Raw genomic sequence first — 25,571 nt, forward strand, 5'->3', positions numbered from 1 at the left:
ATCGCCGTCGTCCGGAAAATGCTCACCACCCTCAACGCCATGCTCAGAGACAACAAGCCCTGGACACAGCTCACCGCCTAACCAAACACAGTTGCTCATCCGACCCCCTTCGGGGGCCACCTTCTCCCGACAAGCGGGAGAAGGAAACGAAACGCTAGGCCCGCAGTTTCGCCCCGACCTTTTCGGCCGCCGTGACGATCTTGGCCGACAGGGCCTCGATCTCCGCATCGGCCAGGGTTTTCTCGCGCGGCTGCACCGTCACCTCGACGGCCAGGGACTTCTGGCCCTCGGGCACGCCGGCCCCCTGGTAGACGTCGAACACCCGGGCGCCGGCGATCAGCGCCTTGTCGGCGCCGGCGACGGCCTTGACCAGGTCGCCGGCCGGCTTGGCGGCGTCGACCAGGAAGGCGAAGTCACGGCTGAGCGGCATGAGCGGTGAGAGCTCCAGGGCCGATTTGGTCTTCACCGACTTCTTCTTCGGCTCGGGGATGGCTTCGACGAAGATCTCGAAGGCCAGCATGGGGCCGGGCGCGTCCATCGCCTTGAGCACGGCCGGATGCAGCTCGCCGAACTCGGCCAGCACCGCCTTGGGGCCCAGCTGCAGCCGGGCCGAGCGGCCGGGGTGGTGCCAGGGCGAGGCCGAGCCTTGCGCGGTCTGCAGGGAGGCGACCGGCGCGCCGAGTTCCTCCAGCAGGGCGACGAGGTCGCCCTTGAGGGTGAACAGGTCCTCAGCCGAACCTTTCGCCCAGTCACGCGGGGCGTGGGGGGCCAGCAGGGCGGCGATGACCATGCGCTGGTCCTGCGGCTGGTCGCCGCCGAAGATCGGGCCGATCTCGAACAGGGCGGCGTCGGGGAAGCCGCGCCGGGCGTTGCGGGCGGCGGCCTCGATCAGGTTGGGCAGGATCGAGGGCCGCATGCAGTCGAGCTCGGCGGCGATCGGGTTGGCGAGGACCAGGGTCTCGTCGCCGCCGCCGAACAGTTTCGCCGTCTCTCGCGAGGTGAAGCTCCAGGTCACCGCCTCGGCATAGCCGCTGGCGGCCAGGAAGCGGCGGGCGGCGCGGGCGCGGGACTGGCGGGCGGTCAGCACGCCGCCGACGGCGCGCGGGACCTCGGGCAGGGGCGTCGAGGGCAATGCGCCGTAGCCGGCGATGCGGGCGACTTCCTCCACCAGGTCGGCCTTGCCCTCGACGTCGCGCCGCCAGGTCGGCGGGGTGACGGTGAGCGCGGGCGCGGACCCTTCGACCTTGAAGCCGAGGGCTTCGAGGATTTCGACGGACTTGGCGGCCGGGATGTCGAGCCCGGCCAGGGCCTTCACATAGGCCGGGTCGAAGGCGAACGGGGCCGGCGGGGCCGGGGCCTGCCCGGAGACGGTGATCTCCGAAGGCTCGCCGCCGCACAGCTCCAGGATCAGGGCCGTGGCCAGCTCGATGCCCGGGACCGGCGACTGCGGGTCGACGGTGCGGGCGAAGCGGTACTGGGCGTCGCTGTTGATGCCGGTCGTGCGGCCGGTCTGGGCGGTGCGGATCGGGTCGAACCAGGCGCATTCGACGAAGACGTCGGTGGTGGCTTCGCTGCAGCCGGTGCTCTCGCCGCCCATGACGCCGCCGATGCCGATGGGGCGTTCGCCGCCGGCGTCGGCGATGACGCTCATCTCCGTGGACAGGTCGTAGGTCTTGCCGTCCAGGGCGATCAGCTGCTCGTCCCGGTGGGCGACGGGGCTGGGCTGGTCGCCGGGCGTCGGTTCGTCCGGACCCCGGCCCAGGCGGGCGACGATGACGTCGCCGACCAGCAGGGCGCGGTCATAGACGTGCAGCGGCCGGGCGCGGTCGTAGGTGATCAGGTTGGTGACATCGACCAGGGCGTTGATCGGACGCAGGCCGATGGCCCGCAGGCGATCCTGCAGCCATTGCGGCGATGGGCCGTTCTTGACGCCCTTGATCAGCCGGCCGGCGAACACCGGGCAGGCCTCGCCATCGACCTCGATGCGGATCGGGCAGGGGAACTTGCCGGGGACGGGCGGGATCGGCGGGGTCTTCAAGGTTCCGACCCCGGCGGCGGCCAGGTCGCGGGCGATGCCGGCGACGCCCAGCCAGTCGGGGCGGTTGGGGGTGACCTCGAAATCGATGACCGCTTCCATGCCGAGCGCCTGGGCGGCGGGCGCGCCCACCGCGAGATCATCAGGAAGCTCCATGATGCCGTCGCTCTCCTCGGCCGCTTCCAGCTCGGAGGCCGAGCAGAGCATGCCGTTGGAGACGACGCCGCGCACCGGCTTCTCGACCAGGGTGACGCCGAGGCCCGGCACATAGGCGCCGATCGGGGCGTAGATGGTGGTCAGGCCGGCCCGGGCGTTCGGCGCGCCGCAGACGATCTCCTTGACGCCATCGACGGTCTCGACCTGGCAGACGCGCAGGCGGTCGGCGTTGGGGTGCTGCTGCGCCGAGACGATCTTGGCGACCGTGAACGGGGCGAGGCTGGTGGCCGGGTCGTGGACATGCTCGACCTCGAGGCCGGCCATGGTCATGGCCTCGACGATCTGGGCGACGGTCGCGTCGGTCTCCAGATGGTCCTTCAGCCAGGAAAGCGTGAACTTCATTGCGTCGGCCCTCCGAGGGCCAGGATCTGATTGAGGAAACTTTCGCCGCCGGTGTAGCCGATGGCGAACAGCTGGCAGCCGATGAAGCGGCAGTCGCGCACCGGAATGGCGCCGACCACGCCGCTGGGCGAGGCGGGACGCAGCACCAGGGTGCGGATGTCGCCATTCGTCGGCCCAAAATCGGTGGCGTCGAAGGTGCAGCCGCCAACCACCAGCATCACGGCCGGGCCCTCGATGCGGCAGTTCTCGAAGGTGATGCCGCTGAGGATGGGCTGGCCCTGGTCCAGGCGTGTGCGATGCAGGTCGACGAGCGACAGGGCGACGTTCGAGAAATGGTCGCCGGCCAGGTCCCTGGCGATGGTCCAGCCGCCTGTGTTCTGGTCGGTCATGACGGGTCCTTGGTCAGAGAGGGGCGTCCGCGCATCAGCTCAGGCCCGAGACGAGGTTGGGGGCCTGGAAGGCCGAGAAGCCGTAGTGGGCCAGCCAGCGGGTATCGCTGGCGAACATGTCGCGCAGGTCGGGCATGCCGTACTTGAGGGTGCCGAGGCGGTCGACGCCCATGCCGAAGGCGAAGCCGGAATAGACGTCCGGATCGATGCCGCAGTGGCGCAGGACGTTGGGATGCACCATCCCGCAGCCGAGGATCTCCAGCCAGTCGCTGCCCGTGCCGATCTTCACCTCGCCGCCCGAGCGGTCGCAGCCGACGTCCATCTCCGCCGAGGGCTCGGTGAAGGGGAAGTGGTGGGGCCGGAAGCGGGTGGTCACCGCGTCGGTCTCGAAGAACCGGGCGATGAAGGTCTCCAGGGTCCATTTCAGGTGGCCCATGTGGATGCCCTTGTCGATCACCAGGCCCTCGATCTGATGGAACATCGGGGTGTGGGTGGCGTCCGAGTCCATACGGTAGGTGCGGCCGGGCACGATGATGCGGATCGGCGGCTCCTGGCCGGCGGCGATCCACGGGGCGGGCGGGGGCGTGTTGCCCTTCCGCATGGCGCGGACCTGCACCGGGCTGGTGTGGGTGCGCAGCAGCTTGCGTTCGCCGTCCGGGCCTTCGTTGAAGAAGAAGGTGTCGTGCATCTCCCGCGCCGGGTGCTTGGGCGGGAAGTTCAGGGCGGTGAAGTTGTGGAAGTCGTCCTCGATGTCGGGGCCTTCGGCGACCGCGAAGCCCATCTCGGCGAAGACGGCGACCATCTCGTCCATGGTCTGCATGGTCGGGTGGACGCTGCCCTTGCGGCGCGGCCGGGCGGGCAGGGTCAGGTCGAGGCTCTCGCGGGCCAGGCGCGCGTCGAGCTCGGCGGTCTCCAACGCTGTTCTGCGCTCGGCGATGGCGCCGGCGACGGCGTCGCGCAGCTGATTGATGGCCGGGCCCTTCTCCTTGCGCTCCTCGGGGCTCATGGCGCCGAGGGTCTTGAGGAGGGCGGAGACGGAGCCGGACTTGCCCAGCGCCGCCACGCGAATGGCTTCCAGGCCGGCGGCGTCGGACGCGGCGGCGATCTGGGCGGTGAGGTCGGCTTGCAGTGTGGTCAGGTCGGTCATGGTTGGGCTCGTCTAGCGAGGTTGGTCCGGTTCGTCATCCTCCCTCCCCGAATGGGGAGGGCAGACGCGCGGTTACGCGCGTCGGGTGGGGCGGTCGGTAACCGGCCCCTGGTGGTATGCGCTGAGGGAACTGGCTGGCGGACGATGGTGACCCACTGCCCCACCCGGCGCGCAACGCGCGCCTGCCCTCCCCATTCGGGGAGGGAGGTTGTTCGCGTCATTTCCCCGCCCCTTCATAGGCCTTGACGATCCAGGCCGGCGGTTCCGGCTCCCAGCGGACCTTGCGCCCGTCGGTGGCCGTCCAGCGGTGCAGCCAGGACACCCCGAACTTCTTCACCAGGGTGTCGGCGTGGCTGTAGATCGGGTCCTTCAGCGCCTCGTCCAGGCTGATGAACCGGTATCCCCGGGCCAGGAACAGCGCATGGACTTTGGGATACCAGTCGCGGTTCAGGCTGTTGGCGTGCAGCAGCAGCACCTGGGCCGGCTCGCGCCCGCCGGTCAGCTCGGCGCTGTAGGGTTCGAAGTGATCCAGCGCGCCGGCCATGTAGGCGACATAGGCCTCGCCGATCTTCGTTTTCAGGGCCTTGTCGCCGGCGGCCTCGGCCTGGCGATAGACGGCGGCGAACATCCAGTCGCTGTTGTCGAGAGTCACCGGCGCGACCGTGTAGCCGCGGACTTTAAGCCCTTCGGCCATCGCCGCCTTCTTCTCCGGCGTTTCGCCGGTGAACAGGAAGGGGTGGCGGAAGTAGCGAAGGGCCTTGCCACGCTTCTTCAGCAGCGGCCGCAGGACAAGCTCGCCCTGGTCGACATCGGCCAGCCAGGCCTCCGCCGTCATGCCGTGGATGTTGGGGTGGCTGAAGGTGTGGTTGCCGAGCTCGACGCCGGCATCGAGCCAGGCGGTCTCGATCATCGGCAGCAGGCTGGCCCGCCGCGCATCGCAGACCTTGCCCTCGTTGACGAAGGCGGTGGCGCGGGACTTCAGCGGCTTCAGCATGGCCAGGAAGTCGCGCGTCAGGGCCATGGCGGCCCTGGGGTCGCACAGGGCCTCGTCGGCCGCCTGATAGGGCAGGTCGTCGAAGGTGACGGCGACGGCGCGGGTCTGGGCGGCGGCGGGCAGGGCCAGCAGGAGGCTGCCTAGCAGCGGCAGGATCAGGCCTCGCACCAATCCCCCAATCCGATCACCCCGACGAAAGTCGGGGTCCAGTTGGCAAGGCGCAGCGGGGCTGGCGCTGATCAGCGCGAACCTCACGCTTGGGCGGCCACTGGGCCCCGACTTTCGTCGGGGTGATCGGAAAATGGGGTGGTTCATGGCGTCCTCAATTCTGCTTGGTGGGGAGGGCGCAAACAAAAGGCCCCCCGGCTCACACCGGAGGGCCTCTTCAGGTCTTAAAGGGCCTAAGCCCAAACCATCAAGCCAGCGCGGCGCGAACCTTGTCGGCGATGGCCTTGAACGCGGTCGGATCCTGGCCGGCGATGTCCGCAAGAACCTTGCGGTCGATCTCGACCCCGGCCTCGTCAAGGCCGTGGATAAACTGCGAGTAGGTGAAGCCTTCCAGACGGGCGGCGGCGTTGATGCGCTGGATCCAGAGGCTGCGGAAGCTGCGCTTGCGGACCTTGCGGTCGCGGTAGGCGTACTGGCCGGCCTTGTCCACCGCGGCCTTGGCCGTGCGGATGGTGTTCTTGCGGCGCCCGTAGAAGCCCTTGGCTTGCTCGAGAACCTTCTTGTGCTTGGCGTGGGCGGTGACGCCCCGTTTGACGCGAGCCATGTGTCAGCGCTCCTTCTTACAGGCCGTAGGGCAGGTAGGTCATGATGGTCTTCTTGTCGGAAGCACTCATGACTTTCGTGCCGCGCTGCTGGCGGATGTACTTGGAATTGTGGCTGATCAGGCGGTGGCGCTTGCCGGCGACGCCGGCTTTCAGCTTACCCGTGGCCGTCAGTTTGAAGCGCTTTTTGGCGCCCGACTTGGTCTTCAGCTTCGGCATTTTGCTCAGGGCGAACCCTGTCCTCTAAGAGTAGCATGTGGACCGCCAAGGCATGCCATTTGGCCCGGCAGTCGCGGAAAGGCGAGGCTGATAGGGGAAAAGGGGGGGGATGGCAAGGCTGCAGTTCCTCCTCCGGCGCGCAGCGACGGGGGAGGGGGACCGCCGCCGCGACTTAGCGGCGGTGGTGGAGGGGGCAGCGCCGGCGTGAGTCGGGCCGGCGGTCCCCCTCCCCCGTCAGGCCTGCGGCCTGCCGGGGGAGGAACTGACTTCCTTCCACCAGCGCCAGCCCACGACCGCCGTCCACACCAGCTCCACCACCCCGAACGGCCAGGCGCCCTGCAGGAAACCGTAGGTCGAGCCCAGCAGGCAGGAGAGGGAGAAGAGCAGGATGAAGATGTGGTGGCGCTTCTCCAGCGCATAGAAGACCAGCATCAGGATCACGGCGAACAGGCCGAACATGTCGAGGGGCGTCATGGTCATTCTTGCTTCCCTGCCCCTGGAACGACCTAGCGGCAAGGCGATTGAGGGCTTGTCGCCAGCCCCGCGTCACCTAACTGGACTCCCATGCGTCTGAACCAGGTCACCGTCCCGGCCCATGATCTCGAGGCCTCGATCCGCTTTTATGAGGCGCTCGGCCTCATCCTCATCGTCAAGAGCCCGCACTACGCCCGCTTCGAATGTCCGGACGGGGACCCTCCGCCGACCTTCTCGCTGCACCTCGACCCGGACGCCACGCCCGGGGCGGCCAGCGTCTATTTCGAGCACGAGCAGCTGGACGAGGAGGTCGAGGCCCTGATGGACAAGGGCGTCGTCTTCGAAAGCGGGCCCGATGACCAGACCTGGCTCTGGCGCGAGGCCTGGACCACCGACCCGGCCGGCAACCGGGTCTGCCTGTACCGCGCGGGGGAAAACCGCCGCTTTCCCCCGTGGAGGCTGACGTGAACCCGATGACCCGGCGGACCGGACTGATCGGCCTGGCCGGCGCCTTTCTGGCCGCCTGCACCCCGGCCCGCTTCCTCGACTCGGTGTTTCCCGACGATGCCGCCGCCACCCTGCTCAAGGACGCCAGCTTCGGCGAGAATCCGCGCCAGAAGCTCGACCTCTACGGTCCGGTGGGCGGCAAACCCGGCGCCCCGGTGGCCCTGTTCGTCTACGGCGGCGGCTGGAACAGCGGCTCGCGCAAGGAATACCAGTGGGCCGGCAAGATGCTGGCCGCCCAGGGCTTCGTCACCGTCGTCGCCGACTACCGCCTGACCCCCGAGGTCAGCTTCCCGGCCTTCGTCGAGGATGTCGCCGCCGCTGTCCGCTGGGCCGTCGACCACGCGCCCGAGCACGGCGGCGACCCGTCCCGCATCGTCCTGGTCGGCCACTCGGCCGGCGCCTACAACGCCGCCATGGTGGCGCTGGACCCGCGCTACCTGAAGGCGGTCGGGGTCGATCGCAAACGCATCAAGGCCTTCGCCGGCCTGGCCGGCCCCTACTATTTCCCCGACCTCAGTGGCCCGGTGCTCAGCAAGACCTTCGCCGGCGCGCCGGACGACAAGATCTACCAGACCCTCGACTACGCCAGCCCGGCATCCCCCGCCGCCTTCCTGGTCGCCGGCGGCGCCGACCGGACCGTCCGGCCGCGCAACACCGAACGCCTGGCGGCGGCGCTGAAGAAGGAAGGCGTCGAGGTCGAGAGCCACATCTATCCGGGCCAGAGCCATGCCGACGTCCTGCTCAACCTGTCGCGCACCTTCCGCGGCCGCTCGACCGAGTACGCCGAGCTGACAGGGTTCCTGCGCCGCCAGGCGGGGCTGGGCTGAGGCCTACTCCTCCTCGCGGGCGTATTTGAGGATCAGCGACAGGACCCAGGCGTAGCCCTCCTCGCCCTCGGTGACGTCGAGCGATTCCACGTCGTCGATCAGCCAGCGGGCGCCGGACTTCTGGAAGTAGAACAGCAGGCTGCTCTCCTGGTCGAAGTTCTTGAAGCTGACCGCCACCACCCGGCGGTCGGGCCGTTTCCAGACGCTGCGCTCGCTGACCTCGACCTCGCTCAGCTTCCAGTCCTGGCCGTTGACCCAGAAGAAGAAGTCCAGCCGCCCCAGCTCCCCGGCGCGGTCGCGGCGCTCGTCGTCGAAGGCCTTCTGCAGGGTGGCGGTGTAGATGCTGTCTTCCGGCGGCTCATGGGCCTTGTCGAGATCGGCCCCGGTCTCGGTCTGGCCCTTCATCAGATCGGCGTAGACCTGGGTGATGAAGGCCTTGGGATCGTCGATGCGGGTGGCGGCCGCGGCCGGCTGGGCCAGGCAGAAGGCGAACAATATCAAGGCTGCGATGATGCGGCGCATGGTGGAGGGCTCCCCCAGGGTGAGGTCCAATCCTGGCTTGGCTTTGCGGGCCCCGCCAGCCTGGAAAAGGGGGTGGTCCGCAGATTATCTGATCAGTGTTCATATTGCACTGCATTGAAGATGGGCGCCGGAGCCGCTATATGCAGCGGTCCTCGGAGGCCAAACTGTGTGGCGGCTCCGCATCTCGATCACCTGCCTGAGGTCCTTACTCCCCATGCTTCTGACCATGATGAAGTCCAAGCTGCACCGCGCCACGGTCACCCAGGCGGACCTCGACTACGAGGGCTCGATCGCCATCGACCGCGACCTGCTGGACGCCTCCGGGATTCTGCCGCACGAGCAGGTCGATGTGCTGAACATCACCAACGGCGCCCGCTTCACCACCTATGCCATCGAGGCGCCGCGCGGGTCGAAGGTGTTCGGCGTCAACGGCGCCGCCGCCCGCCTGGTCCAGAAGGGCGACAAGATCATCGTCGTCACCTACGGCCAGCTGCCGGCCGAAGAGGCCCGCAACTACAACCCCGTCGTCGTGCTGCTCGACGACCAGAACGACATCAAGCGCGCCGCTTAAGCGAAGGGGCTTTCAGGCCCTTCCCGGATCGCGCAATCTGCCTCCAGATTTCGGAGGACTTCCCATGCGCGCCCTGCTGCCCATCGCCGCCGTGACATTGTTGCTGGCCGCCTGCGAGCCGGCGCCCAAGGGCGTCGATGGCCAGACCCTGTCCAACACCGTGGCCGACGCCGTCGGTGGCGAGAACAGTTGCGTCTTCCTGGTCGAGCAGGGGAGCGGCAAGAAGACCTTCCAGTACGGCGCGCCCTCGGCCTGTGGCCGCGAGCTGCCCGACTGTTCGGGGGCGACCCTGAACGCCACCGACTTCGCCCAACTGGCCGCACAGGGCGCCGACCGGGCGATCAGCTGCAACAGCACCGCCGACGGGGCCCGCACGGTCGCCTGGGCCTCCGGCGTCGTCGAGACCAAGCCCGGTGGCCAGAAGCTGGCCTATGCGGCGGTGATGGAGGGGCCGAGCGAGCAGTCGCTGCCCGGCCGCGAGATGAAGGCCCGCCTCGCCACGGCGTTCAGACGGGCGGGCCTCTAGAGCGCGTTCCGATAAGTGGGAACCGGTCATCGGACCAAACGCGCGACAACGAAGAGGCTAGAGCAAGCGATTTGATTCCATCAAATCGCGCCCTGCTCCAGGCCCCCCAAGAATCCTTGGCTCGGCCTTCAGATTTATTCCGGGCCTGAGCGGGTTGAGCGTGGCGCGACAAACGCCACATGGCTGGTTACCGATTTTCGGCCCCAGGAGCCTGCCCGATGCCCAGCCTGTTCGATCCCCTTCGTCTCGGTGATCTCGATCTGCCCAACCGGGTGATCATGGCGCCCCTGACCCGTTTGCGGGCCGGTGAGACCCACATCCCCAACCCGCTGATGGCCGACTACTATGTCCAGCGGGCCTCGGCCGGTCTGATCCTGACCGAGGCGACGCCGGTGACGCCGCAGGGCGTCGGCTACCAGGGCGTGCCGGGCATCTGGAACCAGGACCATGTCGAGGGCTGGAAGGGCGTGACCCAGGCCGTCCATGAGGCAGGCGGGCGCATCTTCATGCAGCTGTGGCACGTCGGCCGGATATCCGACCCGATCTTCCACGGCGGCAAGCCGCCGGTCGCCCCCAGCGCCATCGCGCCCGAGGGCCAGGTCAGCCTGCTGCGGCCGCAGCGCGACTATGTCACCCCCCGCGCCCTGGCCCGCGAGGAGATCCCCGGCGTCATCGAGGCCTTCCGCCGTGGCGCGGAACTGGCGCAGGCTGCCGGCTTCGACGGCGTCGAGCTGCACGGCGCCAACGGCTACCTGCTCGACCAATTCCTTCAGGACGGCTCCAACAAGCGCACCGACGACTATGGCGGCCCCATCGAAAACCGCGCCCGGCTGCTGCTCGAGGCGACCGATGCGGCGATTTCCGTCTGGGGCGCCGACCGAGTCGGCGTGCACCTGGCGCCGCGCGCCGACTCCCACGACATGGGCGACAGCGACCTGGCCGGGACCTTCGGCTATGTCGTCGACCAGTTGGACCGCCGGAGCATCGCCTTCATCGCCGCTCGCGAATACCAGGCGCCCGACAGCCTGGGTCCGGACCTGCGCAAGCGGTTCAAGGGCGTCTACATCGCCAACGAGGGCTTCACCGGGGCCAGCGCCCAGGCGGCGCTCGATGCGGGCATCGCGGACGCGGTCGCCTTCGGCAAGGACTTCATCTCCAACCCCGACCTGCCGCTGCGGCTGAAGACCGGGGCGCCGCTCAACGCCCTGGTCCCGCAGACCATCTACGCGCTCGACGCCACCGGCTACACTGACTATCCGGCGCTGAACGAGGCGCTGACGGAAGCCACGGCCTGACCGGCCGACGGATGAAGGCCCGCCGCGCGCCAGGTTGCGCGGGCGGGCCTTCTGCCTACTTCATCAGTTCGAAGGTCGCCGAGACGTCGACGCGGACCTTCAGCTGGCCGGCCTCGACCGGGGTGCCGGCGTCCATCTTCTCGGCGCGGGCGAAGCTGGCGTAGACCACCGGCGGCTGGGGCGCGTAGCCGCCGGACTCGCTGAAGGTGACCAGCCGGGCGACCCTGTAGCCGAGCGACTGGGCGTAGAGGTTGGCCTTGGCCTGCAGGGCCTTGACCGCCTCGAGACGGGCCTTGTCCTCGGCGGCGCTGCTGTCCTCGATGCCGAAGCTGATGCCGCCGACATTGGTGGCGCCGCTGTTCACCGAGGCGTCCACGACAGCGCCCAGGCGCTTGAGGTCCCGCACCACGATGGTGACGGTGTTGGCGGCCTGGTAGCCGTTCAGCTTGGGCGGCTGGTTCTCGACGTAGACATACTGCGGATTCAAATTCAGGCCGCTGGTCTGGATGTCGCGCGGGTCGATGCCGGCCTTCTTGAGGGAGGCGATGACGCCGCTCATCCGCTCGGCGTTGAGGCGCATGGCTTCGGAGGCGGACGGGGCCTCGGTGGTGACGCCCAGGGTGATGGTGGCCATGTCGGGGGCCTGGCGGGTCTCGCCATAGGCCGACAGGTTCAGGGTGGTGGCGCGGAAGGCGGCGTCGGCGGCCGGCGCCGTCTGGGCCATGGCCACGCCGCTGGCGCCGGCCGTGCCGGCCAGAATCAGGGCGCCGACGGCGGCGGCCCGGAACAGGTTCTTCATCGTACAGTCTCCGACCAGTGCGGGGTCCTTGATCGGCCCCGTCTGCGGCGACATTAAGCTCAGCGCCCCTGAACGGGACCTGTCAAAGCCGTTGTGGTTTCAGCAGACGGGCCATGCTAGGCGCTCAGGCCTCGGGGGCGTGTAGCTCAATGGTTAGAGCCGGCCGCTCATAACGGTCTGGTTGCAGGTTCGAGTCCTGCCACGCCTACCAATCCCCTGTCCGCGCAGGTTCGAGTATCGCAATCGACCGCTCTTGGAGCTTGAGGTCGCAAACTGCGATCTCAATCGGCGACCACTGTGGGGACGGGAGATCACCGAAGTCCGCTTCCGACCTCAACGTGGACAACCAGAAAGTCTGTTTCGCGTTCAGCTGTCGGCCGACCACCCACCTTCCGGAAGAGGCCAGAAGTATTGTTGGGCTGGTGATTTTTCCCACAACCTTGAGAGGTTACCTTCGGGTAGGCTCGAAAGACGGGCGTCATTCGAGCGAGGAGCCCGGCCTGGCGGAGGGGCACGATCATGAAGGAAGCTGCATCCAAGACCCTAGAGGGGATTTCCGACCTCGTGGTCTTTGCGCCTATCAAGGAAGGGTTCATCAAGGCGTACGAGACAATCACTTACGCCTCTCGCCTCGAGATCGTTGCCAACGCTCTAAACCGGCTACGCATCGCCGCCCGGGAATACGAGCGGGTGACGCCGTACAGTGATGTCACGGAGCGGATCCTCAGCCTGCTCGATTTTCGAGTGGGCGTGATCGATGAGGAGCTGTTTGGCCTGGCGCGGGGGCCGCGCGGCGCGCGCACCGTCACCCCGAAGCGTTTTCTGTACCTCACGGCGACCTTCGAAGGCGGCTTCGAGCCCTATATGCGCCAGATCTGGCGCCCGCTGGGAGCATTCCTCGACCTTCTGTTCTGCAACTGCGAAGATTACATCACCGCGACCGAACACAGCTTCGACGAATATATCCAATGGGTTCGCGACAACCAAATTGATAGCGCGATCTTCTACAATACGACCGGACTCACCGTCCGCGACCAGAAGTATCTGTCGAGCTTGGAGAAGGCCCAGCGGGCGGGCAGGCCCAGCCTTTCGGATGACGATCTCATCCTGGCGAAGCATACGATGGCCTACCCGGACGACGAGGCGGCCAAGGTCAGGGAAGCGCCCGCGCATTTCCGCAAGGCGGTAAAACTCGGCTTCGAGGCTCTGAACGTTCTCTACAAGCTGGCGGACTACTATCCGCCCGAATGGCTGACCGGCCGCGCGGGCGAACACAAGTGGCCCGGTGAAGGCCACCGGCTGGTGCGGGCGACCCACGAATTGTTGTCTGGCTGGAACGAGGTGCTGGCGAAGTTCCGGATGCTCGCCCCGACCCATCCAGCGCTCACCACCTATGCCGAACCCCTCAACTGGTATGAGACGGGCCTTAAGCACATCGGCGCGCCTCAACCTGCGCCAGCCGACCCGGTCTTCGATCACGCACAGGTCCAATCGGGCATCCTCAGGCCCCACGGATCCCGCGAACGGCCCGTCAGCCACGGCGCCTTGATGCTCTTCACCGTCCGCAAGGCCGACAAGACGAAGAGCTTCATTCAGGCTCTGGTCGAGGAGGGAGTGCTCGGGTTTGGCGACACGCCCGCCTCCACGGATGAGGCGGCCGTCTTCAGCAACATTGCCTTCACCTCGCCGGGGCTGTTGGAACTCGGCATGCCCTATCCGCAACACGATTGCCTGCCGAAGGAGTTCCGCGATGGGCTGGCCCAGCGGTCCAGCCAGGTCGGCGACCTGCGCGAGAACCATCCGCGCAACTGGATCCTGCCTGAGCGCAACGGATCGGCCTTTGTCCGGGGTGAGGAGGCCCCCGGGTCTCTCCCGCCGGTCACGCTCGACGAGGTCGACTTCGTCCTCCAGCTGCGCGGCTTCAACGAGGACTCGGTCAGGCAGCTGGCGCATTGGCTCGCCACGCAGGCGGCGCCCGCCGCGACGCTCGAGGCGATCGACTGGCTCAACGTGCGGCTTGACGGGCATCGGTTCCGCGATCACTTCGGCTTCATCGACGGCGTCAGTCAGCCCAGGCCGAAGGTCCCGGGCGACCCGGGCGGCCATCTGGAGAGAGACAGTGTGGCCCTGGGCGAGGTGGTGCTGGGCTATGCCAACGATCGGGGCGATCCGCCACCGGTCCCGTTCGACGAACTGGACCGGAAGGACAAGCCGCTTGGGAGGAGCACGAACTGGCGGAAGGGGCCTCGGCAAAAGGTCCTGAACCTGCTCAAGAACGGCAGCTTCCTCGTCGTCCGCAAGATCGGCGAGGACGTGGATGGGCTGGAGGCGTGGCTGGACCGGGAGCAGGCCGCCGTCGCCAACCAGTTGGGCTGCACCGACCCCGACGCGAGAGCGCTACTGCGGGCGGCCATCATGGGCCGGAACGCCGACGGGACGCCCCTCGTGCCACCCCTGTCCGCGGACGACAATGACTTCGACTACCGGGACGACGCGGAGGGGCTGGCGTGCCCACACGCTGCCCACATCCGTCGGGCCAATCCCAGGCGATGGGATCCGAAAAGCCAGGACCCGACCGCCGCGGGCCGCGAACTCGGCCGACCAACTCCCAGGTTGTTGCGCCGCGGGATGCTTTTCGGAAAGGAGGGCGACGCGTCGCGTGGCATAATGTTCATGGCCTATGCCGCCAGCATCGCCGAGCAGTACGAAGTCATCCAGCGCTGGCTGAACGGCGGCAATCCGACCGATGTCGCCTCGGCCAACAACGATGCGCTGACCGGCGTCCGACCGAAGGATGGACCGAGCACGCTTCGCTTCGTCGCGAGAGGCGCGAACGGCCAGCGCGTCGTGGTCCGGGCTCAGCTTCCGACACCAGTTGGCGACGAGTCGGAGCCGGGTCGTCATCCCTTCACGCCGCTCCACTGGGGCCTCTACCTTTTTGCGCCCTCTCGGGCCGCGCTTGAGACCATCTCGACCGATGCGGTCGAAAAGGACGATGCGCACCAGCCGGACGAGGCGGGCAAAGGGCGCGGTTGGAAGGGGGGATACAGGCCATTGCGCGAGATGCTGGAGGTGGCGGTCGGCGAGGCCCAAATCGAGACCATCCAAGCGCTCCCGAGAAGCCAGGCTGCCAAGGAATTGAACCGACTGATCGAAGACTTCGTCGCAAAGGACCCCTCGGAACGCGACATCAGTCCGCATCTTTGGTCCGCGATCCGCCGAAACCACGGCGGTGTTTTCAACTTCTTTCCAAGGCCCATCGCGCCTCCGCCCATGACACCGGACCAAAGCGCCGCCTGGAAGGCCTTCTGGGGGCAGTTCCCCATGAAACTTGTTGAGGACGCCAGCGAAGACGCAGCGCGGCGCTACGACTGGAACAACCCGGTTCCAGAAAATCAGAATGTCATCTTATGCGCCGGAGAACACCAGATCCTTCAAGTGCTTTCGGAGTGGGACAAGTTCACGTCTCAGGAGCAACTGAGACGCATCGCGGACAAGACTGGTCCGATCTACGTTACGCAACAGCCGGACGACAAGTACATCGACGACAACGCCGGTGTCTTCGCGGGGCTGAGCTATCACAAGGAAGCGCAAGCGGCGAACGAAATCTTGTTTGAATACAAAGAAGAAGATGCGTTTCGAGACGGATATGAGGCCGGCTCAGGCGTTCTGAATGCGATCAAGAAGGGGTTGGACGACGCCTATCCCCCAGGGAGTCCCAAGGAATTCAAGATAGAACTTCGCCGCCAATATATTCAGCCAGCGATCGCCGCCCTATGGAAGACTTGGTACGGTCTGCCAGACGGAGACGCCATGGACGACGGTGGATGGTCCTGGAAGCAGCTGGCCGCTACCGACAGCGCCACCCAGCGGTCCAAGCCCCTATGCCCGGGCGACTTCCTGGCGCCGTCGCGGGGGGCCGTCTATCCACGGCCGAACAAATCCATCGAGCACTACGCGAAGGAACATGGCGAAGCGCTCCACAAGGCTGGTCTGGCCTTTGTCGATCGGCTGCGCGGAGACGAAACCATTGCGAGAACCCGTCTCATCGACGCACTCTTCAAGGCCTACCCGGATGCGGAGCAGCGAGAGGTGCTGGCGCGCAACATCATCGGAACGATGATCGGGGCTATCCCGCCCATGGACGCGAACCTCCGCAACATCATCCTGGAATGGCTGCTGGAGCGGCGACTGTGGCGGCATCAGGCGGCGTTCAAGGCGGAACTGAACGGTGGCGGGGTGCTGGCGAACGCAAAGGCAGTCCTCACCGTGCTGAGCGGACCGATTGCGCAGGCGATGTGCAAGCGGCCGGCGCCTGAACTGCTTTTCCGCACGGCGACGGGAAGCGTGGATATCCCCAAGGGCGCCAGAGGCGACAGTTCCAAACCGCCCGTCGTCACCGAAAAGGGCGATCTGGTCGTCGTCAACCTCGCCTCAGCCAGTCAAAGGCGGCTGGACGAGCGCCCCGAGGGGGATCGAAACGATGTCTCGATCATCTTCGGCGGTCCGCGCGACAAGCCTTTGCAGGGCTACGACTACAGGGACGGCGCCGTCACTCCGCGCGGCAATGGCGCGGTGCATGCCTGTCCCGCGCAGAAGATGGCGATGGGCGCCATGACGGGCATTCTCGCGGCGCTGCTCGATGCGGGCACGATCCAGGCGCTTCCCGCCTCGCTTATCGTCAGGATCAGCGACTGGTGAGTTCAGTGGCGCGCGCGGCGTAGCTGGGCATCAGCATGTCTGCGAAGTCGTCGGCGGCCCCGCGCAGCAGGTCGTCCGCTCTCGAAACCTGCCCCCGTGCGCGCACCAGGGCGGCTTCGCAGACCTTGTTGTGCGCCTCTTCCCGCCGCGACAGCCGTGCTGAGGCGGATCGACGGGCGTGAGCAAGACGCCGGTCCGCGCGTGCGGGGTCGCCACCCGCCTGCGCCAGTCGGGCCATCGCCCGCCACCCCATCGCTTCGCCAAGCCGGTCCCCGGCTTTTCGCGCCCGGAGCAGGACCGCGCCCATGAACTCACGCGCCAGGTTCGGGTCGTTGCGATCCGCCGCAAGGTCGACGACCCAGCCGAAGACCATGGAGGCGTACTGCTGGCTGTTGCTGGAATCGAGGAATACCCTGGCCGCACTCACCAGGTCCCTCGCGGCTTGCCGGTCTTGGGTAAGCTGCCAACGAGCATATGCCGCCTGGGCGCGACAGGTGCGGTTCTGCATCCGTGTCCGGCTGCGCTGGCTCACCGCCTGGATCGAATCGGTGACGCGAATGGCGTCCCCCCATTGGCCCTGGGAAACCTTCGCTGCGGCGCGATAGAGCAGAATGCTCGCATTGATCGCATCATCGGGGTCCGCCAGGACCGAGTCGGCCTGATCGAACAGCGCGCTCGCACGCGCAAAGTCGCCGCGTTCGGCATGGAGGAAGCCCAGACAGGCATGCGAGTAGGCCGAGAGCCCGCGGTCGTGCTGACTCTCCGACCGTGTCAGTTCCGGAATAAGACCCTCAAGGGCCTCCATCGACTGGGCGATGCGCGCGCAGGTGAACTGCGAGTGAGCGAGCTTCGCGTGAATGAGGCGATTATCGCTGGGGGACCCGTGATCGAGCGCAATCGCGCGTGCCTGCTCAAAGTACCGGACCGCCTGTCGACCGCGTCCCAGGCCATAGGCTATCGCGCCATGCCAGTAGATGCAGCGCATGCGATCGCGCTGCGAACCGTGCTCCTCGAGAATGGCCTGTATGGCGGCGAGCACCTCAAGCTGGTCGGGCGCGGGGTCGATGACACAAGCCAGCCCGAACTTGTTGAGGTAGGTCCAGGCCCAGTCTCGTTTCGCGTCGTCGGGCGGCAGCATACGCACGAGACCCAGGCCGGCGCTGTAGTGCGCCTGGGCCCGGTCGAGTGCGCCGGCGGCGAGCGCCGCGTCACCCGCCTCGGCCGCCAGTGAAAGGCCTCGCTCCGAACCTGACGCGACAGCGTGGTGGGCCATCGCGTCCCGCACCTGCTCCCTGGGAATGTGGGCGAGACGGCGTTCCAAGGCCGCGAGGGTCTTGGCGTGCAGCGCGCGGCGGTCAGCCAGGCTGATGGCGCTATAGATCGCGTCGCGGGTCAGTCCGTGCTTGAAACGATAGGTCTCATCGTTTTCGCCAGCGAAGAGAAAATCGGCCTCGCGCAACCGGTCGCGCATCTGTTCCGGAAGCGGCCCGCCGAGTAGGGCCTCGATGAGCCAGACAGGCGCCACGTGGCCGACGACCGAGAACAGCCTTAGCAGCTCGCGCTCCGCTGGCTCAAGACCGCCGAAGCGGGCTTGCACCGATTGATCGAACCATGCGCTGCGCAGGTCGTCGGCCATCGAAAGGGCGCCTGTCTGGAACCCACGACATAACTCTTCGATCAACAGCGGGCTGCCGCCGGCGGCCTGTTCAATGCGTGCGGCGACGAACGCGTCGGGTAGCCCCAGCAGGCCTTCGATCGTAGCGAGCACGTCGCCTCGCGGGAGCGGCAGCAAGGCCAGCCTGTCGATCCCGGGTGCGATCTCTGATCCTTCGAGGTCCCGCCGCGAGGCGGTCACCAGCTTCACGTGGCGGCCCAGCAATCCATCTTGGATCATGACGGTGAGCAGGTCGACGCTGGCGTCATCGGCCCACTGCCAGTCGTCGATCATGAGCAACAGGTTTCGTCCCGAGCCGGCTAGGCCGCACAAGGCCGCCAAGATGTTCCCTGCGCCCGACTCCGTCGTATCGCCGCCGATGCCCAGCGCTGACGCGATCTGCCGGAAGGGCTGCAGGGGCTGGGCGCTCAGATACGATTCGCACCAGCCGCTCGCGAGCAGCCAGCCCTGGCTTGCCGCATGAGAAGCCTCCTCGCGCAGGAACCGACTCTTGCCGATGCCGGCCGGACCGTGAAGCGCGAGCCGCGGCGCAGCGCTGCCCAGCCAGGCTCGCAGTGCGGCGCTCTCCTGTGTCCGGCCCTGAAACGGCGTCAACCCGCCGAGCGTGCGCGCTTCATACCGGGTGCGTACGCCGGCTCGACCGGTGATGGACCAAGCACGCAAGGGCTTGATCTTGCCGCGAAGCGACCGCTCGGAGCAGCCGTTCGTTTCAAAAAAGTGGTGTTCTGCGCCCAGGGTCTCGGCGCTGACCAGGATCTCTCCAGGTCGGGCGGCGTCGCACAGGCGGGCGGCCGTATTGGTGGCGTCGCCCAGGATCTCATACTTGCCACGGACGATGTCGCCGGTGCGGAGCAAGACCATCCCTGAATGGATGCCGCTGTGCAGCCTCAGGGGCCGGCTGATGTTGAGGGAAGACCCCAGGGCGGCCATGCTCGTGTGTATGTCCAGGGCCGCTTCGGTCGCTCGGCGACCGGCATCCTCGTAGATTTCGGGATAGCCGAAGATGCAGAGCATACCATCCCCATCCACCCGAATGACTTCGCCACCGTGGGTGCTGACGGCGCGATGGGAGATGATGCGTATCTGTTCCAAAATCTCTGCGAACTGCTCGGGTTCCAGACGCGTGGTGAGTCCGGTCGAGTCGATCAGGTCACAAAACAGGACTGTGATGGGGCGGCGTTCCTCGATGTGAGCGTCGCTCATCGCGCCATACGCGCCATCAGCGTTCGCATCCGAGACAACGAGTGGATCGTCAGCGTGCGTCCCGATCGACTGGCGATGCCTTCCTTGTTCAACTGTTGGAGTTCACGGGTGACCGCCTCTCGGTGCGAGCCAATTCGAGCAGCCAACTCCGCATGAGTCGGGAAGTCTGCGATCTCCAAGTGATCGCGATCCAGCCCCGCCGCCACCGCCAGCCGCATGATCTCCATGTGGAGGCGTGCGGAGACGGACAAGGTGGCGAGCTCGGAACACCTCACAGTGAGGTGGCGGACGCGCGCCGCCAGCAGCGTTGCCAGCCAGTATCCGGCGCCAGGAACGTCCTTGAGGAACGACGTGAAGACGGTTCCGGAAATACGGCCGATCACGGAGTTGGTGACGGCTGTGGCGCTGGCGGACCGGCGCTGTTTGCCCAAAATGGCCATTTCGCCGAAGAGTCGGCCCGGCCCCATCTCGCGCAGGACGATCTCTTTCCCGTTGCTGGAGGTGACAGTGAACCTCACCAACCCTGAAACAATCAGGTAGACATCGCTTGAATCGGACCCCTGGGAGATGAGTGTGAGGCCCTTTGGGGCATTGATCCGATTCCCGCGAGCAAAGAGCTCTGCGGCCAGATCGTTCGGCAGCACTTCTTCGAGGTCCAGCCCAGACACCTCGGCCGACTCCGCATCGTACATTTCCATCGCGTCCCCATCCACACCGCGCACTGGAGTACAATTTGTGGGAAATCGCACAAAGAAATACCACTTTTTCACGAACTGGAGCGAGGAAATTCATCTCGTTTGCCCCGCCGCGCGGTCTGAGAGCCCGACAGGCGTGGCCGGCATGGCTGGGGGAGCAGGGCCTGGCAGTTCCGGAGGAAGCAGCATCGCCGTCCAGCTTGTAAGAGCAAGGTGAGCGGGGCGCCGAGAGATGGGCGCCGACCTCGCATGTGGTGAATCTCACACCAAAGCTGTGCCGTTGGTCACCGTCGGACCGCGCCGCGGCAGGCACTCTCCCCCTGCCTCGCGGTGAGGCTGGGGAGCCGACATGACCAGGTCCAACGTCCTTTTGCGCGGAAGTCTAGTGTCTGTCAGCCTGCTTGCCCTGGCCGCCTGCGCAACCCCCTATCCAACGCGCTATGCCAGTGGCGCGACGGCTGGCCAGGGTGCTCAGGGAAGCCTGGCGACAGCTTGCGCCGACGCGCTGAGTACGCCCAGCGCGGCGGACAAGGTCCAGGGTTGTCTGGTCGCGCGCGGCGCAGGCTGGGAACGCCGCGCGGCGCTCAGCCGGCAAATCAACCGCAATTCCGGCGCGTTCACAGTGCTGGCCGCGGCCGTCGGCATCGCCCTCGCGGCCGAGGGGGACCCGAACCATGCTGTCGTGCCGCTGGGCCTCGCCAGCGGCGTGGCCGTGACGGGCGCCAATAACTTCGCGTCGCCCGAGCAGGCGAGTGTCAGTGAAAAAGCCGTCGCGGCCTACAACTGTCTCCTGTCAGCGGTCGCGGAATGGCAGGCGGGCGACAACACGCAAGCCATCAAGGCGGCGCACGCGCAACTGAAGTTGAGCATCGGCCGCGGCGACACGGCATTTGCCAGCGGCGCCATCTCAGCCTTCTCCATTGACGCTACGCGGAGCCTCAGGGACGGCCGCGCCGCTCAGGAGGAGGCCCTCCGGGCCGCCGTGAATGCGGCGAAGAAGGCCGACAAGCCGAAACTGGAGAAACTGCTGGGCGCCCTGATGGCCAACGGGGCCCGCTATGACGAAGCGGCCGCCCGCATCACCGCCGTGCGCGATGGCCTGGACGCCGTGTCCGCGACGGCTGAGATCGTTCTTGCGCAGGTCGAGAGCCAGGCCGGCCTGCCCGGAGCGAGGCTGCTGCGGCAGTCCGATGAGGTAGATCGCGTCGCGATCAACGAGATCACGAAGCGCGAACTGACGGCCATGTCGATGGCGAGCACCGCGCGGCAGATGATCCTTTCGGTGGCCGAGCAGGCGCAGGGTACAGCGGCCCCCGAGCCAGAGGATGAGCCGGGCATGTCTCAAAACAGCGGCGGGGCGGCCCTGACCACTGAAGGGATCTGCCGCAAACCGAGTGCGAAGCTCGCGGATTGGTGCGGAGTCGTCGATGCTTGGCGCGCTCGCGCCGATCGGGCGCAGGCTGACGCCCTCCTCGCTTCGAAGATGGCGATCGACGCCAAGCGCGACGCCGACCGGTTTGACGCCGCGGTGAAGGCGCACAAGGCGACGGATGCGACCCTGGGACAGACCTGCATCGTCGCGGTGACCGACGTGGCGCCCCTGACGGCGAGCGCGACCTCCGTGACGCTCGACGCATCGCGCGCCGGCTCGGTGATCCTCCGCGGTGGCGTGGGCGGATATTTCGTCGAGAGGCCGCCGGCCGGCTGGACTGTCACCTTGAGCCCCAGCGGCCGGAAGGCGGCGCGCGTCGATATGAAAGCGCCACCTGCCGCGACCGGCGCCCAGACGCTCACCTTCTATGATGGCGACGAGTCGAGCTTCGTCAGTGTGAGTGTGAAGGTGGGGGATGCCGCCCCGGCGCCCGCGCCGGCAGAGAACAATGGCGGCGGCGTCCAGACGAACCCGGTTACCGAGCCGCCAGGCCCGGCGGTCAAGCCGCCGCCGGCAGGGCGTTAGCAGAGGCGCGCAAGCATCGCTCCTGGAGGCTCCTTCGATGCCAGACAAGACGACACCAAGCGGACTTCAATCGTTCGACGATTTCTACGCCGCGCTCCACACAGCCCGGCTGGGCATCTATCAGACCCTGCCGGACTGCAGAGTGCGCAGCCCGACGGTGTTCGAGGGCCTGAAAGATCACCTTCTCGAACTCTATGACGGCGTATCCGCCTGCAACACCTTCCAGGATCTCGGCGGCCAGATCTTCGATTGCGTTCCCATGGAGAGCCAGCCGGCTCTTCGCGGCAAGAAAGCCGCGGCGCCGCCTGAGCCCCCGGACGATGAGGACGGCCCTCTTGGTGAAGGGCAACCGCCGCCGCTCCGCGAGGGCAGGCTCGACGACCATGGCAACCGCATGTGGTGCCCGGCCGGCTGTGTTCCGATCCGCCGGCTGTCGCTCGAGGAACTGACCAGCTTCGAAACCCTGCCGCACTGCCGGGCCGGAGGCGAGCCCCCCGTCGGGGCAGGCCAAGGCCGTCGGGGTCATCGATACGCCCATGCCAGTCAGGATGTCGCCAATCGGGGTGCGTCCGCCTCACTCAACGTCTGGGCGCCGCCTGTCGAGGCCGGAATCTTCTCCGGATCGCAGCTCTGGGTCTCGGCGCGGTCAGACCGTGGTCTCCAGACCGTGGAGGCGGGATGGCACGTCTACCCGAGGAAATACAAGCATGCCTGGCCCGTGCTGTTCACCTACTGGACGGCGGACGACTATGACGACACCGGTTCGTACAACTACGGCGGCTTCGTCCGCTACGGCGCCTCATGGCCGCTCGGCATGGCGATCGACAACGTGAGCACCATGAATGGCCCGCAGCACGAGTTGCTGCTGAGCCTGAAGCTGACCGACGACAAATGGTGGCTCTACGTCAACGGCGTCTCGCCGGCGAATGCCATTGGCTATTTTCCGACCTCCCTTTTCGGATCGGGACAGCTGGCGAAAGCCGCCGAGACGGTGGACTTCGGCGGAGAGACAAGCGCGGACGGTCTCTATCCCCCAATGGGAAGCGGCGCTTTCGCTGCGCGGGGGTTCGGGCAAGCCTCTTTCCAGCGGTCCATCCGCTTCTACGACCTCGACGGCGAGCCGCGGCGTGCGACCCTGAACGCCCACCAGGACTGGCCGGAGTCCTATTCGATCGATGTGCAGCGCGCGGCCAACTGGGGCGAGCACATCTTCTTCGGCGGCCCTGGCGGGCCATAGCACCTCGCTCACGCGCCGGGGCGCCCGCCACCTTCGCCGGATCCAGATCGCTCTCGCGCCCTTGTCCGTCAGCCGGGCGGGGCTATCAAAAGGGGAAAACCTCATGAGTAAGAGCGTCGCAGACCTGATCGAGAAGGCCCCCGACGACATGGGGCATGTGATCCTGACGATGTACGGGCGCAAGCCGCCCGAGTACGCCGTCTATGGCACGGACCAGCGGGTGGTGATCCAGTTCGCCGACGACCCGGCCGTGGCGAGCCAACAGCGTAACGCCATGGCGCCGCTCAATCCGCTTCGGGGCGAGATCACGGGCTGGATCGACGGCTGGCGGCGCGGCGGGCCCGAGCGGCAGCGGGACACGGCGCGCTACGACCTGCGCGTTGCTGGCGCTCTCGTCCTGGCGCTGGAGGGGGATACGGCCGCCGCCCAGGGCCTCCTGGCCGGCGTCAAGCAGGACATCCTGGGGGAGCGGGTGGCGCGGGCGCGGGCGCAGTATGTGCTCTATGCCCTGGGCGCCGCCACGCTCGTCACTCTCACTGCATTATTGGTGTGCTACCATCTCAAGATCACGGATGCGACGGCGCTCCCCCGAATCCAGGATGTGCTGACGCTCTGGCGCGGCGCGGGAGCGGGGGCGATGGGCGCCTTCTTCTCGATCGCGGTGGCGCTGCATGCGCGCACCGTACTGCCGGACCTGCAGTGGCTGGACAACGCCCTGGATGCCCTCCTGCGCGTGGCTATCGGCACGATCGCCGGCGCTGTTCTGGTTGGACTGATCCGCTCGGGGGCGGTGACCATATCGCTGGGCGGCGCCGTTCCCGCCAGCTGGCTTTCGGTGCTGGCGGCCGGCTTCGCGGCCGGGTTCTCCGAGCGTCTCGTGCAGGATCTTCTTGCGAACGTCGAGGTCAAGGCCAAGCCCGTGGCGCAACCTTCTGTCACTGGCGGAGCCGGCGGCGCCGGGCAGGGTGCGAAGACAACAATTGCTCCGCCGCCGGCCAGCCGAACGATCGACGACGCCGACCTCGACACCCGCGAGGCCAACGTCGACCGCTGCCCGGAGAAAATCGCGGTCGATCTGACGGAGATTACCCCGGACCAGGACCTGCCCGCTGCACCCGGCGGCGTCGCCAAGCCTGAATGAAGGGAAGGCGAATGACCTGCTCACTCACCTGGCTGGCGGAGGTCCTGGAAGACGCCGGGCTCAAGGTCGCTGACGTCCCGGGTTGGCGCTCGCGAAGGCGCGCCGAGATGGATCAGGTGCAAGGCGTGATCTGCCATCACTGCGGGCACAAGGAGTACGCCTTGCCGGTCCACCGGAAGGCCGATCCCAGCTTCGACATGGGAGCCTTCCGCGCCCGGGTGGCCGACTACATCGACGGCAAAACTCCGCGTGCCCTCCTCGCGCCGGCTCCGGGACGCGGTGGTTCAGTTCGCAGTGGGCGACCCGCGTCCGAACCATCGACGGCAGGCGCGGCTGAAACTCGAGGAATCCGTGTAGCCCAGTCGTTCGGCGATCTGGCCGTGGGACAGGTCACCCTCTCGCATGAGCCGCTCGGCGCGGTTCCGTAGCTCGGCGTCCATGAGTTCGCGATAGCCGACGCCGGCCTCCGACAGCCGGCGGACCAGGGTCCGTCGCGACACGCCGGTGAGGCGCGCAACCTCATCGGCGGTCAGGCGACCGGCGGGCAGGGATCTGAGCAGTCGCTCGACCCGGCTCTGCAGACCGACGGACCCGGCGAGACGCGCCCGGGCATCCTGCAGCTCGCTGAGCGCCACCTCGTGGAGCCTGGCGTCGGCGAAGGGGGATTGCACGGCGAGCCATGCGGTGGGCAGGCGGATCGCGTTGCGGGCGGCGCCGTAGACGACACCCTCCCCCAGTATGGCCCGGACCTGAGGCGCATGGTCGGGTTCGGGGCAGGCGAAGAAGAACCGGGCGTCCACGGGCGGGGCGGCCAGGATTGCGGCGATCCCCGCCCTGATCCCGATGAAGGAGACCTCCATCATCGGACGCCAATGACGTTCATCGAGACCAGCCGTCAGCTCGAAATCAAGCTGGGTCCAGCGCGGTCCGCGCTGCAGCGATGTGCTGTAGAAGGGCGCCCGGACGAGGCCATAGCGGACGATCACCTCGATCATCGTGGCGACGTCGGGCGCCGTGACGCCCGCGACGTCCAGCGGCCCGTGTGACGCGGGGCTCCATAGCGCCGGCGCGCGCAATGGCCACCCCTCGCCGAACAGCGCGGCCACATTCTCGATCTGCCGGACCTGCTGGAGCAGGCTGATGTCGGCTGAAGGGCCCCGCAGCATCTCATCGGTGACACCCGTGCCGGCCAGGATCGCGGCCCGACGCTCCGGCGTGTCGCCGAAGCAGCGCAGAATGAGCCGGAAGTAGCTCAGGGGCATCGGCAGATGCGCCAGGGTCTCGCTCTCGCACCGAAGGATCTGCATGATGACTATGTGACCTCGATGC

The 25,571-nt window shown here is 67.2% G+C and carries 21 protein-coding genes and 1 tRNA gene; 10 read left to right on the plus strand and 12 right to left on the minus strand.

The window, feature by feature from the left end:
• Positions 1 to 154: 154 nt before the first annotated feature.
• The 7 genes from pheT to AC1RSK_RS03010 form a co-directional block, all read right to left on the minus strand.
• The gene (gene pheT, locus AC1RSK_RS02980) at positions 155 to 2,593 is read right to left on the minus strand and encodes a phenylalanine--tRNA ligase subunit beta (protein WP_492905406.1); all 2,439 of its coding nucleotides are present in this window, start codon (positions 2,591 to 2,593) and stop codon (positions 155 to 157) included.
• Complete coding sequence (locus tag AC1RSK_RS02985; protein WP_492905408.1) at positions 2,590 to 2,982, minus strand: hypothetical protein; 393 nt, start codon at positions 2,980 to 2,982, stop codon at positions 2,590 to 2,592. Before AC1RSK_RS02985 ends, pheT begins: the two co-directional genes overlap by 4 nt.
• 34 nt (positions 2,983 to 3,016) lie before the next feature.
• A complete protein-coding gene (pheS, locus tag AC1RSK_RS02990) occupies positions 3,017 to 4,129 on the minus strand; it encodes a phenylalanine--tRNA ligase subunit alpha (protein ID WP_492905410.1) in 1,113 nt (370 codons plus the stop codon).
• A gap of 217 nt (positions 4,130 to 4,346) precedes the next feature.
• The gene (locus AC1RSK_RS02995) at positions 4,347 to 5,291 is read right to left on the minus strand and encodes a polysaccharide deacetylase family protein (RefSeq protein ID WP_492905412.1); all 945 of its coding nucleotides are present in this window, start codon (positions 5,289 to 5,291) and stop codon (positions 4,347 to 4,349) included.
• Between the two features lie 247 nt (positions 5,292 to 5,538).
• The gene (gene rplT, locus AC1RSK_RS03000; protein WP_271068045.1) at positions 5,539 to 5,895 is read right to left on the minus strand and encodes a 50S ribosomal protein L20; all 357 of its coding nucleotides are present in this window, start codon (positions 5,893 to 5,895) and stop codon (positions 5,539 to 5,541) included.
• A gap of 16 nt (positions 5,896 to 5,911) precedes the next feature.
• Positions 5,912 to 6,112 (minus strand): 50S ribosomal protein L35, encoded by a 201-nt coding sequence (rpmI, locus tag AC1RSK_RS03005; protein WP_166575389.1) that lies wholly within the window; start codon positions 6,110 to 6,112, stop codon positions 5,912 to 5,914.
• Positions 6,113 to 6,346: 234 nt separating this feature from the next.
• Positions 6,347 to 6,592, minus strand: a complete 246-nt coding sequence (locus AC1RSK_RS03010) for a hypothetical protein (protein ID WP_492905414.1) — start codon at positions 6,590 to 6,592, stop codon at positions 6,347 to 6,349.
• A gap of 84 nt (positions 6,593 to 6,676) precedes the next feature.
• Between AC1RSK_RS03010 and AC1RSK_RS03015 the strand changes: the two genes are divergently transcribed.
• Together AC1RSK_RS03015 and AC1RSK_RS03020 are read left to right on the plus strand one after the other, a co-directional pair.
• Positions 6,677 to 7,054: a VOC family protein gene (locus tag AC1RSK_RS03015; protein ID WP_492905416.1), complete on the plus strand. Its 378-nt coding sequence runs from the start codon at positions 6,677 to 6,679 to the stop codon at positions 7,052 to 7,054.
• Positions 7,055 to 7,059: 5 nt separating this feature from the next.
• Positions 7,060 to 7,920, plus strand: coding sequence for an alpha/beta hydrolase (locus AC1RSK_RS03020; protein WP_492906447.1), 861 nt, complete (start codon positions 7,060 to 7,062; stop codon positions 7,918 to 7,920).
• A gap of 3 nt (positions 7,921 to 7,923) precedes the next feature.
• Here AC1RSK_RS03020 and AC1RSK_RS03025 read toward each other — a convergent pair whose 3' ends face one another.
• A complete protein-coding gene (locus AC1RSK_RS03025; RefSeq protein ID WP_492905418.1) occupies positions 7,924 to 8,442 on the minus strand; it encodes a DUF3828 domain-containing protein in 519 nt (172 codons plus the stop codon).
• Between the two features lie 214 nt (positions 8,443 to 8,656).
• On the opposite strand from AC1RSK_RS03025, the gene panD reads away from it, so the two are divergent.
• The 3 genes from panD (at position 8,657) to AC1RSK_RS03040 (ending at position 10,834) form a co-directional block, all read left to right on the plus strand.
• The gene (gene panD, locus AC1RSK_RS03030; RefSeq protein WP_492905420.1) at positions 8,657 to 9,013 is read left to right on the plus strand and encodes an aspartate 1-decarboxylase; all 357 of its coding nucleotides are present in this window, start codon (positions 8,657 to 8,659) and stop codon (positions 9,011 to 9,013) included.
• A gap of 64 nt (positions 9,014 to 9,077) precedes the next feature.
• Positions 9,078 to 9,539 carry a hypothetical protein gene (locus tag AC1RSK_RS03035; RefSeq protein WP_492905422.1) on the plus strand — a complete coding sequence of 154 codons (462 nt, stop codon included), beginning with the start codon at positions 9,078 to 9,080 and terminating at the stop codon, positions 9,537 to 9,539.
• A 218-nt stretch (positions 9,540 to 9,757) separates the two neighbouring features.
• Positions 9,758 to 10,834 (plus strand): alkene reductase, encoded by a 1,077-nt coding sequence (locus AC1RSK_RS03040; RefSeq protein ID WP_492905423.1) that lies wholly within the window; start codon positions 9,758 to 9,760, stop codon positions 10,832 to 10,834.
• 55 nt (positions 10,835 to 10,889) lie between these two features.
• Here the strand turns inward: AC1RSK_RS03040 and AC1RSK_RS03045 are convergent, their stop codons facing one another.
• A complete protein-coding gene (locus tag AC1RSK_RS03045; protein ID WP_492905425.1) occupies positions 10,890 to 11,633 on the minus strand; it encodes an SIMPL domain-containing protein in 744 nt (247 codons plus the stop codon).
• A gap of 135 nt (positions 11,634 to 11,768) precedes the next feature.
• On the opposite strand from AC1RSK_RS03045, the gene AC1RSK_RS03050 reads away from it, so the two are divergent.
• Positions 11,769 to 11,844 (plus strand) — tRNA-Ile (locus AC1RSK_RS03050).
• A 308-nt stretch (positions 11,845 to 12,152) separates the two neighbouring features.
• Positions 12,153 to 16,334 carry a hypothetical protein gene (locus AC1RSK_RS03055; RefSeq protein ID WP_492905427.1) on the plus strand — a complete coding sequence of 1,394 codons (4,182 nt, stop codon included), beginning with the start codon at positions 12,153 to 12,155 and terminating at the stop codon, positions 16,332 to 16,334.
• On the opposite strand, the gene AC1RSK_RS03060 is transcribed toward AC1RSK_RS03055, so the two are convergent.
• Both AC1RSK_RS03060 and AC1RSK_RS03065 read right to left on the minus strand, forming a co-directional pair.
• Entirely contained in the window at positions 16,321 to 19,212 is a 2,892-nt protein-coding gene (locus tag AC1RSK_RS03060; protein WP_492905429.1) for an adenylate/guanylate cyclase domain-containing protein, read from the minus strand. The genes AC1RSK_RS03055 and AC1RSK_RS03060 overlap by 14 nt on opposite strands.
• Positions 19,209 to 19,910, minus strand: coding sequence for a Crp/Fnr family transcriptional regulator (locus tag AC1RSK_RS03065; protein WP_492905431.1), 702 nt, complete (start codon positions 19,908 to 19,910; stop codon positions 19,209 to 19,211). The genes AC1RSK_RS03060 and AC1RSK_RS03065 overlap by 4 nt, the downstream gene beginning before the upstream one ends.
• Positions 19,911 to 20,256: 346 nt before the next feature.
• On the opposite strand from AC1RSK_RS03065, the gene AC1RSK_RS03070 reads away from it, so the two are divergent.
• The 3 genes from AC1RSK_RS03070 (at position 20,257) to AC1RSK_RS03080 (ending at position 24,242) form a co-directional block, all read left to right on the plus strand.
• Positions 20,257 to 21,864 (plus strand): hypothetical protein, encoded by a 1,608-nt coding sequence (locus AC1RSK_RS03070; protein WP_492905432.1) that lies wholly within the window; start codon positions 20,257 to 20,259, stop codon positions 21,862 to 21,864.
• 37 nt (positions 21,865 to 21,901) lie between these two features.
• A complete protein-coding gene (locus AC1RSK_RS03075) occupies positions 21,902 to 23,101 on the plus strand; it encodes a neprosin family prolyl endopeptidase (protein ID WP_492905434.1) in 1,200 nt (399 codons plus the stop codon).
• A gap of 103 nt (positions 23,102 to 23,204) precedes the next feature.
• Complete coding sequence (locus AC1RSK_RS03080; RefSeq protein ID WP_492905436.1) at positions 23,205 to 24,242, plus strand: hypothetical protein; 1,038 nt, start codon at positions 23,205 to 23,207, stop codon at positions 24,240 to 24,242.
• A 284-nt stretch (positions 24,243 to 24,526) separates the two neighbouring features.
• Here the strand turns inward: AC1RSK_RS03080 and AC1RSK_RS03085 are convergent, their stop codons facing one another.
• Positions 24,527 to 25,549, minus strand: coding sequence for an AraC family transcriptional regulator (locus AC1RSK_RS03085; protein ID WP_492905438.1), 1,023 nt, complete (start codon positions 25,547 to 25,549; stop codon positions 24,527 to 24,529).
• Positions 25,550 to 25,571: the final 22 nt, after the last annotated feature.

It is taken from the genome of Caulobacter sp. GW821-FHT11A05 (genome assembly GCF_058809015.1).